This window comes from Flavobacterium sp. P3_A6 (genome assembly GCF_056403035.1).
This window is the reverse complement of sequence record NZ_JBFUGG010000005.1, coordinates 254,368-270,276: the sequence shown is the minus strand read 5'-3', so window position 1 is coordinate 270,276 and position 15,909 is coordinate 254,368. Positions and strand designations below refer to the sequence as shown.

Sequence of the window (15,909 nt, the reverse complement as noted above, 5' to 3'; positions counted from 1 at the left end):
TGTGTTTTGCAACGGTATTGAAATAAGGATTTTCAGTAGTTGGAGAACCATAACCGTCTCCATCAGGATCATTCATCCACATTCTTACCATAGGATTTCTGCCGAAAGCATGGTTTAAAGCGACATCCAGAATAACTGCAATACCATTTTTATGGCATAAGTCGATTAATTCTTTTAGTTTAGCTGAAGAACCGTAAAATTTATCCAGCGCCATGTGGAATGAGGTATTATACCCCCAACTTTCATTACCTTCAAATTCCATTACAGGCATTAATTCAATGGCATTTATTTTTAAATTTTTGAAATAATCAATGCGGTCAATTATATTTTGATAATTTCTATTGGCATCGAAATCTCTTACCAACACTTCGGATACTACTAATTTATCTTTTTCAGGTTTAACAAAATTAGTTGTGGATGTACTCCAAGCATAAGGTGTCTGTCCTGTTTGTAAAACGGTTACTTCTTTATCCTGTCCAATTGGATATGCAGGCATATTAGGGTAGTTAACGGCTGGAATTCCAGGGTCATCATTAGGAGATAATACTAAAGTTGAATAAGGATCGGCTGTTTTTACCAATGCTGGAGAATTGGCAATAGGAGTTGATTCTCCTACCCAATACTGATAGGTGTAATTGGTGCCGGATACAAGTCCAGTAAGTTCTAACCAAAATTTTGTTGAGCCTGAGGCTGCATCTTTTTTCATAGCATAAGAATTCCCAGGCTGCCAGTTGTTAAAACTTCCTGCTACATACACAAAATCTTTTAAAGGCGCATCCAAAACTAAAGTTGCTTTGGTGGCATCAGTTGGATTGTAATTGATACCATCGACTAAACCAGCTGGAATTGTTTCGGAAATTGTACTCGGATTTATAACGACACTGAATTTTTTGGTGATAGTGATTGCTCCTTGAGTTACTTCCAATTCATAATTTTGATTTTGAGTAATATTGGCGTGATTGTATGTATAATTTGAAGTACTGGCATTGGTATTGATGCTAATTCCGTTCGATTTTAAATTATAACTTGCAACTCCATTAGTGTTTGCTGTGGCAATTGATAGGCTTCCGCCAGAAGCTAAAATGGTTGTACTGTTAGCTGGTGGAGAAGTAAGGTTAACTTGAAAAGAGCCTACTTCGGCAAGAATATCTTGTGATTTTTTGTCTCCTGTCCCATTTTTTGCTTTTATTAAAAATCCTATTTTTCCAATATTGGCAGTGTTATAATAAACAGTTGGCGTAATGGTTTTGGTGTATGTGTCATTTCCAGCATTGTAAGTAAATTTGCTCGCTTCATCTGATGCCTCCCATGTACCGTTAAGCGGAGTTCCTTTTTGGGTTGTATCATCGATATCAAAAGCCCAGGCCCATAAATAAAGTGCATTTCCAGTTACGCCCCAAGTACTTTCGTTGATGCTGTTTCCATTAATGGTAATTGTAATGGATGCAGTTTCCTCAAATGTTGCCGGACTTATGGAATAAGTAACGGTTTGTTGTTGTGCCAAACACCCAAGTGAGACAAAAAGCATCAATATAAGTAAAAGTTTTTTCATAGCATTTTATTTTATTTAAAATTAAAAAAGGGCTATCCATGAAGATAGCCCTTTTTGAAATGATAACTAGAATTATTGTTTTACCATTGTATAAGTATAATGTCTTGGGTTACTTAAATCCAGGGTAATTAAATAAGTGCCAGCAGTTGTGCCAATATTTTTACCATCTAAATCTAATACACCATCATTACCAGTGTCACCATAATTAATTGTCCAAGCGTTATTTGCTCTAAATTTCATTCCGTTATCTGGAGCAGCTTGAGTTGTTAATACAGCAGTAACTGTCCATTTTTTTGTATCTTTATTATAAACCATTGGAGTGCTGTTGTCCCAACCTCCCACAGTTGCATTACCAATAATTCCCATTGTAGTAATAGCAGTTAAAGAATAATTTAATTTAGCAGGGTCAGTATCTGCTTTTATTAGGTAATAACTAGCAGTTGCTGTTGGTAAACCACAATTTTTAGCAGGTTTAGCTTTAAGAACTCCAGTGAAAACACCATCAGTTGCACCAGCTTCACCAAATTCGGCATCCCAATTTGCAGCAGGAGTAAATTTATATTGAGCTGTTGCATTGTTTATGTAAACATATCCTTCAAAATCAGTTTTTCCGTATCCAGAAGAAGCTAATTGTGGTGCTGTGGATGGTGTCCAATCGGATCCATATCCAGATGCAGCTTGATAACTTCCAGGAACCCATAATTTAGGAGCTTCAGTTGTGTATGGTTTTACCACAATAGCCGTTGTAGTAGCTGAAGTTATAGATGTAGCAGTGCCTGTTGTAGCAACAACTCTAATTTCAAAATTAGTGGATTCATAAGGTGTAGCTTTTAATTTTAGTGCAGCACCATTTAATACTTCAACGGTTACTGCAACCTGATATGCCGATACAACTGAACCTAATGTTTGAGGTGCAGAGAAATCCCCGCCCTTTTTGTCCATTTGTACAGTATAAGTTACTTCTACATTACCGCCAAAATTTGCAGGATTCCAAGTAAAACGTTCTGCAGTAGCAGTAGCATTTTCAGGAGCTAATACATATGTAGCTCCAGCTGTAGGCGCAGTTAATACTGGTGCATCTGTAGGAGTGATTACGGGTCTGTTTTCAACATCGTCTTGTGTACAGGAGAACGCTGCAACAGCGAACAAAGCAATTATTATTTTTGTTATATTTTTCATTTTCGTTGATTTTAAATTAGTTAGTATCCAGGATTTTGAATTAAATTTTGGTTTGCAACAATTGCATCAGCAGGAATTGGGAATATATCTCTGAAACTTTGTGTAGGAGCTCCAGTTTTTACACCACCTTTCCAAGGCCAAATGTATGATCCACCAGTAAATTTACCAAAACGAACCAAATCTGTTCTTCTTTGTGCTTCAAAGTGAAATTCTCTGGCTCTTTCATCCAAAATAAAATTAAGAGTTAAATCTGTTTGGGTAATAATATTAGTTTTTGCTCTTGTTCTTAGTGCATTTACATAAGTTGTAGCAGTACCTAAATCACCAGAGCCTCTTACAGCACATTCTGCATACATCAAATAAGCATCAGCCAAACGGAAAATAGGGAAGTCAATGTCTGTAAAGTTTCCTGTTGCGTCTGATCCTTGACTGCCATCCACTTTAATGTTTCTGAATTTTTGAACAGCATATCCATCGGTAAATGTACTGATGTCATTAATATCTTTAGATTGTCCATCTGTCCAGAAAATGCCTCGTGTATCAGTGTTACCAGCAGGGAATTTATCGACAAAAGCTGAAGTAGTTCTGACTCCGCCCCAACCGCCGTTGATTCCGAATTTTTTAGGATCCATTGATCCGCCTACTGGAGCATGTGTCAAGAAAGTAGTTCCGCCGTATGTTTGTGTCTTAAGACCGTCAAATGCAATAGCGAAAATAAATTCGTTTTGTGCACCGTTAGTATCATTATCGGCATAGAACAATTGGTTGTAATTGTTATGGATAGTGTAAGGTGAAGCAATAACTTTATTAATCAAAGGCAATGCAGCAGCATATTTGTCTGTACCGATATATACTTTCGCATTCATGTACAATTTAGCCTGAAGCATCCAAGCAGCAGCTTGATCTACACGATATTTTTCGTTAGTTTTAGGTGCTTTTAACTCGGGAGCAATTGCAGTTAATTCAGAATCAATAAAAGCATATAATTCAGCTCTTGTTGAATAGGCAGGATAATAGAAATCTGATGGCGAATCTTCTGTAACCAAAGACCCTCCTCCAAAACAATCTACTAAATGCCAATATGATAATGCTCTTAAGAAACGGACTTCTGCTCTAAAATCTTTAACATCTGTCTTAGTCGTTGCATCTACACCTCTAGCTTCTAATTTTGCATCAGTAGTTTGTTTTAAAAACTCATTACAGTTTACAATTTGAAAAGAAATTCTGTAGAATGTAGATTTGATAAATGCATCTCTATCTGTCCATGTTTGAGAATGGAAATCTTTGATAGATCCATCATTCCAACCAATAACAGCTTCATCTGTAGTTAGTTCTTGCATTAACCAAAGCCCTCTAATGTATTGACTGGCTCCTTCATCACCTGATACATCTGGTTTTCCAGCAGGACCTTGTTGACCTGTAGTTGCAAATCCAGCGTAAAGTTTGGCTAGACTTTGTTTGTAAGAAGCTGGGTTGCTATAGAATTCTTCTCCAGGAACAGCATCAGAGCTTTCAGGAGATTGGTTTAATTCTCCTGTACAGGATGATAAAAGACCTATCATCATTAACAAAGAAATACCCAATAATTTTATTTGTATCTTTTTCATTTTTCTTGTTATTATATTAGAAATTAACGTTTAGACCTAACGTGAAAGTGATTGGTCTCGGATAGAAATTATTATCGATACCACCTGCAATTTCAGGATCCAATCCTTTATAGTCAGAAATAATGAATACGTTTTGTGCAGCAGCCGTTAATTGAACTAAAGGGGCATTTTCTTTTTGATTAAAAGTATATCCAAGGCTTATATTGTCCAATCTTACGAATGAAGCATCTTGTACATAGTAGTCAGAATGCAGTTGTCTGTCGCTTGATGTAGTAAAACCAGTATATAATAAATCAGTAGTACCATTGTTTAAATAATTACCATTGGTTGTTATTACATTTGCTCTAGTACCGTTGTTAGAATCTACGTTATTGTAGTTGTAATTCCCCCAAGATCCTCTAAAGTTCATAGCTAACAACCAGTTTTTGTATTCTAAACTAGTGTTAGCGCCATAAAAAATATCAGCAGCAGGTTTATGAAAACGATATAAATCTTTATCATTAATAACGCCATCTTTGTTTCTGTCAATGTAAACTCCATCTAATGGTCTTCCATCCGCTCCATATGCTTGTTCGAATACCAAAAATGAATTTGGAGCATATCCGACTTGTAAATTTTGGATAGTGTTACCTGTTCCTCCTTGAATTCCTCCTACATTAAGTCCTGGAGTATCAGGTTGTGTAGTCGTTAACTTAGTAACTTCACTTTTTTGAAAAGTAATGTTTCCTCCAATATTCCATTCCCAATTGTCATCTTTTACAGGAATAAAGTTGGCAGCTACCTCAATACCTTGAGATTTTACAGATCCAATATTGTAGTTATCTTTATCAGAGAATCCAAAAAATGCAGGATTAAAGGTGTTTAATAATAAATCACTAGTTTCTTTTTGATAAACATCTACACTTCCAGTAATTCTATTTTGGAAGAATCCAAAATCAATACCAGCATTTGTAGATTCTGTTTGCTCCCATTTTAAATTACTGTTGTATGGCTGCGGTCTGTAAGTATTATAATAGTTTCCGCCAAATGGGTATTGAGCAGTACTATTAGATACTAAATACAATGGGATAGACGGGTAAATTGTACCGATATCCTGTTGTCCTGTAACCCCCCAGCTTAATCTTAATTTAAGACTTGATACACTTTCTACATTTTTTAAGAATCCTTCGTCATTAATTTTCCAAGCAAAAGCCACTGCAGGGAAACCAGACCAACGGTTGTCTGTAGTAAAACGAGATGTTCCGTCATATCTATATGAAGCCGTTAATAAATATTTATCTGCAAAAGTAAAATTACCTCTAGCAAAGAATGATTGTAAATTTAAATTAGTAGCAGTTACAGGTGTATCTACTTTTGTTTTAGTCTCATAAGTGTAAGCCGTCTGAGTTCCATTATTATAAAAGTTTTGGTAGTTGTAACCAGCGGTTACATCGTAAACTAAACTTGCTCCTTCAACAGAACCTTTGTAATTCAAGTACAAATCCATTAATTTATTGAAATTGGTACTTGTATTTCGATAGGTATTATTGAATCCAGACCCATTTAATCCATTTTTATAATCTGCATTGGTATTACCAAAAGAAGCACCACTGTTTTGATCATAACCGAAGTTGGCAGTAGCTTTTAAATCTGGTAAAAAGTGCATTTTATAATCAAATTGAATGTTTCCGATACTTCTAAATGAATTACCCAAATTATTTTGCTGATTAATTAATGACAGCGGGTTTGTGTTTGAGTTAGGAGTAATCAAAGTTGGGCTGTCATACCATTGGAAATAAGTTCCATCAGGATTTTTAATAGGCTGAGTTGGGTCATAACTTATTGCTGCGCCAACTGCTCCACGATTACTATAGTTGTTTACCATAGATGATGTGTTGTTATTCAATTCAACTCTTAAATGCTTGTCAAAAAAGTTTCCAACAAGAGCTGCTTGAAGCGTCGTTCTTTGTAAATTATCGCGAAGTAATACACCTTGTAAATTAGCATAACCAACAGAGGCTCTATAGGTAAGATTGTCAACGCCACCACTAAGAGCTATATTGTTATCAAATCCATAAGCCGTTCTGAAAATTTCTTTTTGCCAATCTGTAGATTCAGTACCTAATAAACCAATTTTGGTAGCATCACCATGGGCGTTAACGTAAGTTCTATATTGATCAGCATCTAAAACATCAACTTGATTCGTTACTTGAGAAACTTGAAAATTTCCATTATATGCTACTTTTAAATCACCCGCTTTTCCTTTTTTTGTAGTGATGATTACCACACCATTAGAAGCACGTGATCCATAAATTGCTGTTGCAGAGGCATCTTTCAAAACCGAAATGGACTCAATATTGTTTTGGTTAATAGTTGACAGTGGGTTTCTACCTCCATTAATTCCTCCAGCTTGTACAGCTACACCATCAATAACATATAAAGGATCATTGTTTGCGGTCAATGAAGAACCTTGACGAATTCTAATAGTAGCAGACTCTCCAGGAGAACCGCCACCAGTTATAACTTGCATACCTGCTACTCTACCCGTAATCATTGCGTCAGCAGAAACTACAGGTCCTTTGTTGAAGTCTTTGGTAGTCAATGCAGTAACATTTCCAGTAGCATCTTTTTTCTTAACAGAACCATATCCTACCTGAACAACAACTTCTTTTAATTGGTTTGAATCTTCTTCAAGTCTAACGGTTAAAGATTTTTGAGATCCGACAGTGATTGATTTTGTCTGATACCCCATGTAAGTAATGGTCAGTACATCAGTAGGCTTTACATTTGCAAATTGAAATTTACCATCAAAATCAGTTGAAACACCAGTAGTGCTTCCTTCTATTTTTACATTTACTCCTGGAATGGGCTGGCCTGATACATTATCAAGTACCGTTCCCTCAATTTTGTTCTGAGCTATTGCGCAAAACGGAAGCAGGAGTAATAAAAATAACAACTTTTTGTAAATTGTTTTCATACTTTTTGTTTAAATTAATTGTTTTTTTGGTTAAGTTTTGTTTAAGTTTTCTTTACTTCGAATTTCAAAATTATGAATTAATTAACACGCTCGACATGATGAAAATGAGATAGGCTTACGAAAACGTGATAGTGTTGAAAACTTTGCTTTTTATATTCATTTTTGCATGAATATTTACAATAAATAAAAAATTATGTTACCTTTATTACGAATCGAATAGTACAATCAAGTAATGCCTCTTTAAGATGAAGAAAAAAATAACGCTAAAGCAAATTGCCAAAGAATTGGATGTTTCTATTTCAACTGTTTCTAAATCACTTAGAAACAGTCCCGAAATTGGAGAGGAAACACGATTGAAAGTTCAAGCATTTGCAAAATTTTATCATTATAAACCGAACAATATTGCACTCAGCCTCAAAAACAGAAAAACAAAAACAATAGGTATTATTATCCCAGAAATTGTACACCATTTTTTCTCTACAGTAATTAATGGTATTGAACAGATTGCTAATGAAAATGGATATAGTGTTGTTATTTGTTTGTCTGATGATTCTTTTGATAAAGAGGTTCTCAATATGGAGCTTTTGGCAAATGGCAGCATCGATGGATTTATTATGTCTTTGTCTAAAGAAACCCAGTTTAAAGGAGATTTTCATCATATTACCGAAGTGATAAATCAAGGAATGCCGGTTGTAATGTTTGACCGTGTGACCAATGAGGTATTGTGCGACAAAGTAATTATTGATGATAAGCAGGCAGCTTACGAAGCTGTTCAAAGCTTGATTGATAAAGGCCGAAAAAAGATTGCTTTAGTAACAACTGTAGATTATGTAAGTGTTGGTAAATTGAGGACTGATGGATATGTAAAAGCATTATTAGACAATAATCTGCCTTTTGATGAACACTTGATTATAAAAATTGAAGATATTGATACCTGCGAAATTATTATTGGGAAATTGCTGGAAGACGAAGCAATTGATGCTGTTTTTGCTGTAAATGAAATTTTTGCCGTAACCTGTATCAAAACAGCTAATAAAATTGGCTTAAATGTTCCAAATGATCTTGCTGTAATAGCCTTTACAGATGGAATGATTTCCAAATATTCTACTCCTACGATTACTACTGTGAGTCAAAGCGGTGTAAAAATGGGCAACCGAGCTGCTAAAATAATCATTGACCGTTTAGAATCTGAAGATGAATCGGAGGAAGAAAACTACATTACCGAAGTTATTGAAACCTATTTGGTAGAAAGAGAATCTACCAATTAATTTTAGACTGTAAAAACAAACGGGGCTGAAGAATATTTTTTAGATAAATAGTTTTAAAAATTGAAATCGAATGGGTTTTCTCCATTCGATTTTTTTTATGGCAATCTGTTAATTCTAAAAAATTTGCCAATAAAAGGTGTAATTTATTAATTACTACAACCTTGTAGTAAAAAAAAATGATGATTTTTGAATTTTATTAAATAATTACTAAAAAGAATTTTATACATTTACTCCACGTTTATAACTTTTCTTTTACTTCGAAAAATAAGATGAGTTTTTTTATAACGATAAATTTCGTGTTATAATTTTTTAAGACACGATAAATCTTTTAAAAAAAGATTCATAAATTATTATAATGATTTAATGAATTTTTACAAGAGTATAGGTTAATTATTAAACAAAATCCCTTTAGGGATATTTATTTAACCGTACATATTGCTACCCATGACAATTTTTATTAAAAACATGCTGAATTCAGAAATGAATTAAAGTTTTAGCTTTTTTCCGAAATGCCAAAGTTTGCTATTTTGAAAAGAAGTGCTAGACAAAATTGTGTTTAAAAGTTGATTTGAGAGTATTGATTTGAACTCAATTTCATTTTGTATTATTTGTGTTTTCATTATAAATTATAGTCAGTTCTGATGAAGAATACAGTATAACTGTTTGTTTAGTAAATAAATGTAAATTTTTTAATAATGGGAAAACCTAATTTAAGTTTTTGGCAAATTTGGAATTTAAGTTTTGGATTCTTGGGAGTTCAAATCGGATATTCTTTGCAAAATGGAAACACAAGTAGAATATTAGAAGCATTAGGTGCAGATGTTCACAGCATTGGCTACTTTTGGTTAGCAGCACCTTTGGCGGGATTAATTGTTCAGCCTATTATTGGTCTTTCAAGTGATAAGACATGGACTAAATTAGGCCGCCGCATTCCTTTTATATTTTTTGGCGCTATTGTGTCGGCAACGGCAATGTTTTTTATGCCAAATGCAGAATATTTTACTTACTTATTGCCTCCTTTGGCTTTTGGTGCTGTAATGTTACTGCTAATGGATACATCATTTAATGTTACCATGCAGCCGTTTAGAGCACTTGTCGGTGATATGGTAAATGATGAACAGCGCAATCTTGGGTATTCGCTTCAAAGTGCCTTAATCAATTTTGGCGCAGTTTTTGGGTCATTATTGCCTTGGATTTTAGTAAAAATTGGTTTGTCTAATGTGCCTGCAGCAGGCGAAAAAGTAGCTGAGTCAGTAATCTGGTCTTTCTATATTGGAGGAGCAATATTATTAGGGACGGTGCTTTGGACAGTATTTAAAACTAAAGAATATGGTCCTAAAGAGCATGCAGCATACAATAAAATTGACTTAACCGCTATAGAAAAAAAGGAAAAAACCAGCATTTTTGCACTGATAGGGGATGCTCCAAAAATCTTCTGGCAACTTGGAATTGTTCAGTTTTTCTCGTGGTTTGCCTTGTTTTTAATGTGGGTTTACACTACAAGGGCGATTGCAAATCAAGTTTGGGGACATGGAGCTGCTTTAGACGCAAAATCAATTGGTTTTAATGAAGCCGGTGTTTGGACAGGAGTAATGTTTGCTTTTTATAGCGGAGTAGGGGCTTTGTTTTCCTTGCTTATTCCTTCTATTGCCAAATCCATTGGAAGAAAGAAAACCTATAGTTTCTCTTTATTTATGGGTGGATTAGGATTGATTTCCATGTTTATTGTTGAAGACAAAAACATGTTGCTGCTTTCTATTTCCGGAGTAGGATTAGCATGGGCTGCGATCTTAGCAATGCCTTATGCAATGTTGTCAGGTTCATTGCCTGCCGAAAAAATGGGAGTATATATGGGATTATTTAATGCCACTATAACCATACCGCAAATAACAGCAGGATTATTAGGAAGCACTATAATCATGCTTTTTGGAGGAGAACCAATGGCAATAATTGTAATAGCAGGTATATCTATGATAATTGCTGGTTTAGCTGTATTTTTTGTTAAAGAAAAAGTGCAATAATAAAATAAAATAATAAGCAGAATAATGGAAAAGAGAAAAGGATTTATTTTTGATTTAGACGGTGTAATTGTTGACACAGCCAAATATCATTTTTTGGCGTGGAAAAAAATTGCGAAGGGATTGGGAATTGACTTTACATTAGAACATAATGAATTATTGAAAGGTGTGAGCCGCGTTCGTTCCTTAGATATCATTTTAGAATTAGGTAAAGTTGAAGCCTCTCAAGAAGATAAAGACAAATGGTTAATCCAAAAAAATGAAGATTATCTTTCGTATCTGGTTGATATGAATGAGACTGAAATTTTGCCTGGAGTAATGAAAGTTTTAAAATTTTTAAAAGCGAATAATCAGCCAATTGCTTTGGGTTCAGCCAGCAAAAATGCAAGACCTATTCTTGAGAAAACTGGAATTTTACCTTTTTTTGACGTTATCGTTGATGGTAATGATGTCGTTAATGCAAAACCAGATCCTGAAGTTTTTCTTCATGCTGCACGTTTATTGAACGTAACTAATGAAGATTCAATCGTTTTTGAAGATTCAGTAGCAGGAATTCAGGCCGCAAATATTGCCAAAATGATGAGCATTGGTATTGGCCATGAAGAAACGCTGCATGAAGCACAATACAATTTTAAAGATTTTACCGAAATGAATTCCACTTTCTTGGAATTATTAATAAACAAATAATAAACAAAATATAAGGTTAAAGCAGAATGAAGCAAAGAGGTGTTTTATTCTTTAACTTCAAACCTTAGCCTTAAATTAAGATAAAAAATGAATCAAGATTATATAAAACCAAATAATTGGTCAATCATTGAAGAAGGATTTGATAAGGAACAAGTAAAGTCTTCCGAAAGCTTATTTAGTATCGGGAACGGTGCAATGGGACAGAGAGCCAATTTTGAAGAAAGTTATACAGGCGAAACTTTTCAAGGAAGTTATATTGCGGGAATTTATTATCCTGACAAAACCAAAGTGGGCTGGTGGAAAAATGGCTACCCTAAGTATTTCGCCAAAGTTTTGAATGCACCAAACTGGATTGGAATTAATATTGAAATCAACGGCGAAGATTTTGATTTGAATACCTGTACCGAAGTTTCCAATTACCGTCGTGAATTGAATATGAAAGAAGGCTGGTACCATCGTTCTTTTCAAGCGACTCTTAAAAATGGAACACAAGTTGCTGTTGATGTTCGTCGTTTTTTATCACTGGATTTAGATGAAGCAGGGGTGATTAATTACGAAGTTACTCCTTTAAATAAAGATGCCAAAATCATCTACAAACCCTATATCGATGCCGGTGTAACCAACGAAGATGCAAACTGGGATGAAAAATTCTGGGAACCATTAGATGTTAAAAAATCTGGAAATGAAGCTTTTGTTACGGCTCAAACCTTCAAAACGCATTTTAAAGTAACAACTTTTATGCAAAATACCATTTTTGCAAAAGGAGAAAAACAAAATCTGTCACCAACATCGGTAGATACAACATCGGATAAAATTTTATTTTACTATGATGTTATCGTAGCAAAAGGAGAAAAATCCGGAATCCAAAAAATTGGAGGTTATACTGTTTCGTTAAATCACACTGATACTGTTTCGGCAGCCGAAAATGTTATTCAATCAGCTTTAGCAAAAGGATACAATCAATTGTTGCAAGACCAAATTGATGCTTGGGCAAAGATTTGGGAAATGTCAGATATCACAATTGAAGGTGATGTGAAAGCACAACAAGGAATTCGTTTTAATATTTTTCAATTGAATCAAACCTACTTAGGAAAAGATTCCCGTTTGAATATTGGACCAAAAGGATTCACAGGAGAAAAATACGGCGGATCTACTTATTGGGATACTGAGGCTTATTGCATACCATTTTATATGGCGACCAAAGACCAGCAAGTAGCCCGTAATTTATTGACATATCGTTACAATCAATTGGACAAAGCAATTGAAAACGCGGAAGTAAATTTGGGTTTCAAAAACGGAGCAGCTTTGTACCCAATGGTGACCATGAATGGTGAAGAATGCCATAACGAATGGGAAATCACCCACGAAGAAATTCACAGAAATGGTGCCATTGCTTTCGCAATTTATAATTACCACCGTTTTACCGGCGACTACTCTTATATTCCCGAGAAAGGATTGGAAGTGTTAATCGGTATTGCCCGTTTTTGGCACCAAAGGGCTTCTTTCTCCAAAAACAAAAATCAGTATATGATTTTGGGAGTAACGGGTCCAAACGAATACGAAAACAACATCAACAATAATTTTTATACCAATTATATTGCAAAATGGTGTATTGATTACGCTACAGCACAAATTCAAAAAGTATCACTAGAATATCCTTCAGACCATAAACGCATTATAGAAAAGGTAAAACTTTCTGATGCTGAATTGCAGGAATGGAACAAAGTGGCAGGAAATATGTATTTCCCAAGATCGGAAGAAATGGGGATTTATCTGCAGCAAGACGGATTCTTGGACAAAGATTTAGTTCGCGTAAAAGACTTAGACCGTTCACAAAGACCAATCAACCAAAAATGGTCTTGGGATCGTGTATTGCGTTCGCCTTATATCAAGCAAGCCGATGTATTACAGTGTTTTTATTTCTTCGAAGACCATTTCTCTAAAGAGGAATTGGAACGTAATTTTGATTTCTACGAATCATTTACAGTGCATGAAAGTTCACTTTCTCCTTGTGTACACTCTATTCAGGCCGCTTTGCTGGACAAAATGGATATGGCGTATGCCTTTTATTTAAGAACTTCCCGTTTGGATCTTGATGATTATAACAAAGAGGTTGAAGAGGGTTGTCATATTACATCAATGGCAGGAACTTGGATGAGTATTGTGGAAGGATTTGGCGGAATGAGAGTAAAAAATGATGCACTTCATTTCTCTCCAAAAATCCCAAAAGAATGGGGAGGTTATTCGTTCAAAATCAATTTCAGAAACCAGATTGTAAAAATCTCGGTAGATCATAAGGAAACCAAATTCACTTTGGAAGGAACCCAAGAACTGACTGTTTATGTAAACGGAAGTCCGGTTTTGGTTCAGCCAAAAAAATAAAATTTCAATAAAAACCCTTTCGAAGTATTGCTAAGAAAGGGTTTTAAATTTTTAAACACATAGAAGCATAGAATTCATAGTTTTTGTAAAGAACTAGATTGGTGTTTCACTTTTCACATAGTCTATGTGAAAAATAGTGCTATTTCTATTCATTCTTTTCCTTTTTTATTAAAGTCTAGCTATAAAAACCTATGTCCCCATGTGTTTAAAAAAATCAGCACACCGATTTACATTTCAAAAAAGGAGTTGCTGTAAGAATTTTTAAACTATAATTTAAATGGTATAATATGAAAAAAGTAGTTAGTCTATTACTTCTCATTTCAACTTCAGTTTTTTCTCAAATTGCTCGGGTTGAGCCTCCATTTTGGTATGCAGGAATGCACAATCCGGAATTGCAGATTATGTTCTACGGCAAAAATATTGCCGAAAATGAAGTGACAGTATCCAATAATATTGTGATTAAAGAAGTCAAAAAAACCGAAAACCCAAATTATCTTTTCGTTACAATCGACACTAAAAATGTAACGGCACAAGATTTTGTTTTTTCATTTTCTAAAAATAAAAAAGTCGCTTTCACCAAAAAATACAGTTTAAAACAAAGAAGAGAAAATTCGGCTTCCAGAAAAGGATATGACGCATCCGATTTGATTTATTTAATCATGTCAGATCGTTTTGCCAATGGAAATCCAAAAAACGACAGCGACAAATCGGTTACCGAAAAAGGAAACCGTGCGCTTCCCGGCGGAAGACACGGTGGGGATATTGCGGGAATGATTCAGCATTTGGATTACATCAAAGAGTTGGGAGCTACAGCACTTTGGCCAACACCGCTTTGCGAAGACAATGACAAAGCTTATTCGTATCACACTTATGGGCAATCTGATGTTTATAAAATTGATCCTCGTTTTGGAACGAATGAAGAGTATGTACAGCTTTCGGCAGAATTGCACAAACGCGATATGAAGCTGATTATGGATTACGTAACAAACCATTGGGGAGCCGAACATTGGATGATGAAGGATTTGCCATCTCAAGAATGGTTTCATCAATTTCCGAGTTTCACACAAACCAATTATAGAATGACAACACAGTTTGATACCAATGCGTCCCAAATTGATGCAAAAACGTGTATGGACGGGTGGTTTGTAAAATCAATGCCCGATTTGAATCAATCGAATCCATTGGTAAATACCTACTTGAAACAAAACGCCATTTGGTGGATTGAATACGCCAATTTAGATGGTTTCCGTGTAGATACTTATTCCTATTGCGACAAAAAAGGAATTGCTGAATGGACTAAAGCTGTAACCGATGAATACCCGAATTTTAATATCGTTGGGGAAGTTTGGATGCACGATCAGGCACAAATGGCATATTGGCAAAAAGACAGTAAAATAGCGGCTATACAAAATTACAATTCATACTTGCCTTCTGTTATGGATTTTACATTTACGGAAACACTAGCTAAAGTATTCAATGAAGATAATGGGAAGTGGAATGAAGGAATGATCAATATTTACGAGAATTTTACCAATGACTTTTTGTATCCAAATATCAATAGCATCATGACATTTGTAGAAAATCATGACACAAACCGTTTCAATGAAATTTACCAAAAAGAACTGCCGAAATATAAAATGGCAATGACTTTGCTGGCAACCGTTCGCGGAATTCCACAAATTTATTATGGTTCCGAAATTGGAATGGCAGGAAGTAAAGATAAAGATGGCGACGCTGCTATTCGTCAAGATTTTCCAGGCGGTTGGGCTGGTGACAGTAATAATGCTTTCGTAAAAGCAGGAAGAACTGCTGAACAACAGTCGTTTTTTGATTTTTCGGCACAATTGTTCAATTGGAGAAAAACAAATGACGCAGTGCATTTTGGAAAAATGAAACATTACATACCAGAGAATAATGTATATGTCTATTTCAGATATACCGATTCCAAATCGGTTATGGTGGTTATCAATAAGAATAAAGAATCTAAAACTTTTTCAACGGCTCGTTTTCAAGAAAGTATTTCCAATTATAAAACAGGAAACGATGTGCTTACCGGAAAATCAATTGATTTGAAAAATGATATTACCATTGAAGGAAAATCGGTTCTACTTTTGGAATTGAAGTAAAAATTAAATCTAAAAAAATAAGATTATTAAAGTTTCTTGCTAGGCTTTATCTAGATATAGTTCTCGCAAAGACGCGAAGACGCAAAGAAATCGGTTCTAAACTTTGCGCCTTTGCGCCTTCGCGAGAATAAGCA

General features: G+C 34.8%; 9 protein-coding genes. 5 read left to right on the top strand and 4 right to left on the bottom strand.

Translation table 11 applies throughout. The annotated features are described in order from the left end of the window. The 4 genes from AC1DVP_RS07635 to AC1DVP_RS07620 all read right to left on the bottom strand — a co-directional run. On the bottom strand, window positions 1-1,552 hold a 1,552-nt coding region (locus tag AC1DVP_RS07635; protein WP_477182902.1), incomplete at its 3' end, for an alpha-amylase family glycosyl hydrolase. Between the two features lie 72 nt (window positions 1,553-1,624). Continuing rightward, the gene (locus AC1DVP_RS07630; protein WP_477182901.1) at window positions 1,625-2,731 is read right to left on the bottom strand and encodes a SusE domain-containing protein; all 1,107 of its coding nucleotides are present in this window, start codon (window positions 2,729-2,731) and stop codon (window positions 1,625-1,627) included. A gap of 20 nt (window positions 2,732-2,751) precedes the next feature. Beyond that, window positions 2,752-4,338 carry a RagB/SusD family nutrient uptake outer membrane protein gene (locus AC1DVP_RS07625; protein WP_477182900.1) on the bottom strand — a complete coding sequence of 529 codons (1,587 nt, stop codon included), beginning with the start codon at window positions 4,336-4,338 and terminating at the stop codon, window positions 2,752-2,754. A gap of 16 nt (window positions 4,339-4,354) precedes the next feature. After that, window positions 4,355-7,294: a SusC/RagA family TonB-linked outer membrane protein gene (locus AC1DVP_RS07620; RefSeq protein ID WP_477182899.1), complete on the bottom strand. Its 2,940-nt coding sequence runs from the start codon at window positions 7,292-7,294 to the stop codon at window positions 4,355-4,357. 245 nt (window positions 7,295-7,539) lie between these two features. Here AC1DVP_RS07620 and AC1DVP_RS07615 point away from each other — a divergent pair, with 245 nt between their 5' ends. The 5 genes from AC1DVP_RS07615 (at window position 7,540) to AC1DVP_RS07595 (ending at window position 15,775) form a co-directional block, all read left to right on the top strand. After that, entirely contained in the window at window positions 7,540-8,562 is a 1,023-nt protein-coding gene (locus tag AC1DVP_RS07615) for a LacI family DNA-binding transcriptional regulator (RefSeq protein ID WP_477182898.1), read from the top strand. A 695-nt stretch (window positions 8,563-9,257) separates the two neighbouring features. Beyond that, on the top strand, window positions 9,258-10,583 hold the full coding sequence (locus AC1DVP_RS07610) for an MFS transporter (RefSeq protein ID WP_477182897.1): 1,326 nt from the start codon (window positions 9,258-9,260) through the stop codon (window positions 10,581-10,583). Between the two features lie 24 nt (window positions 10,584-10,607). Continuing rightward, the gene (gene pgmB, locus AC1DVP_RS07605) at window positions 10,608-11,267 is read left to right on the top strand and encodes a beta-phosphoglucomutase (RefSeq protein WP_477182896.1); all 660 of its coding nucleotides are present in this window, start codon (window positions 10,608-10,610) and stop codon (window positions 11,265-11,267) included. An 87-nt stretch (window positions 11,268-11,354) separates the two neighbouring features. Next, entirely contained in the window at window positions 11,355-13,649 is a 2,295-nt protein-coding gene (locus AC1DVP_RS07600) for a glycoside hydrolase family 65 protein (protein WP_477182895.1), read from the top strand. Between the two features lie 287 nt (window positions 13,650-13,936). Then, window positions 13,937-15,775, top strand: a complete 1,839-nt coding sequence (locus AC1DVP_RS07595) for a glycoside hydrolase family 13 protein (protein ID WP_477182894.1) — start codon at window positions 13,937-13,939, stop codon at window positions 15,773-15,775. Window positions 15,776-15,909 lie beyond the last annotated feature (134 nt).

Coding starts and splice junctions, on each gene's coding strand:
- AC1DVP_RS07630 (WP_477182901.1), bottom strand. CDS start 2,731: ATGAAAAATATAACAAAAATAATAATTGCTTTGTTCGCTGTTGCAGCG.
- AC1DVP_RS07625 (WP_477182900.1), bottom strand. CDS start 4,338: ATGAAAAAGATACAAATAAAATTATTGGGTATTTCTTTGTTAATGATG.
- AC1DVP_RS07620 (WP_477182899.1), bottom strand. CDS start 7,294: ATGAAAACAATTTACAAAAAGTTGTTATTTTTATTACTCCTGCTTCCG.
- AC1DVP_RS07615 (WP_477182898.1), top strand. CDS start 7,540: ATGAAGAAAAAAATAACGCTAAAGCAAATTGCCAAAGAATTGGATGTT.
- AC1DVP_RS07610 (WP_477182897.1), top strand. CDS start 9,258: ATGGGAAAACCTAATTTAAGTTTTTGGCAAATTTGGAATTTAAGTTTT.
- pgmB (WP_477182896.1), top strand. CDS start 10,608: ATGGAAAAGAGAAAAGGATTTATTTTTGATTTAGACGGTGTAATTGTT.
- AC1DVP_RS07600 (WP_477182895.1), top strand. CDS start 11,355: ATGAATCAAGATTATATAAAACCAAATAATTGGTCAATCATTGAAGAA.
- AC1DVP_RS07595 (WP_477182894.1), top strand. CDS start 13,937: ATGAAAAAAGTAGTTAGTCTATTACTTCTCATTTCAACTTCAGTTTTT.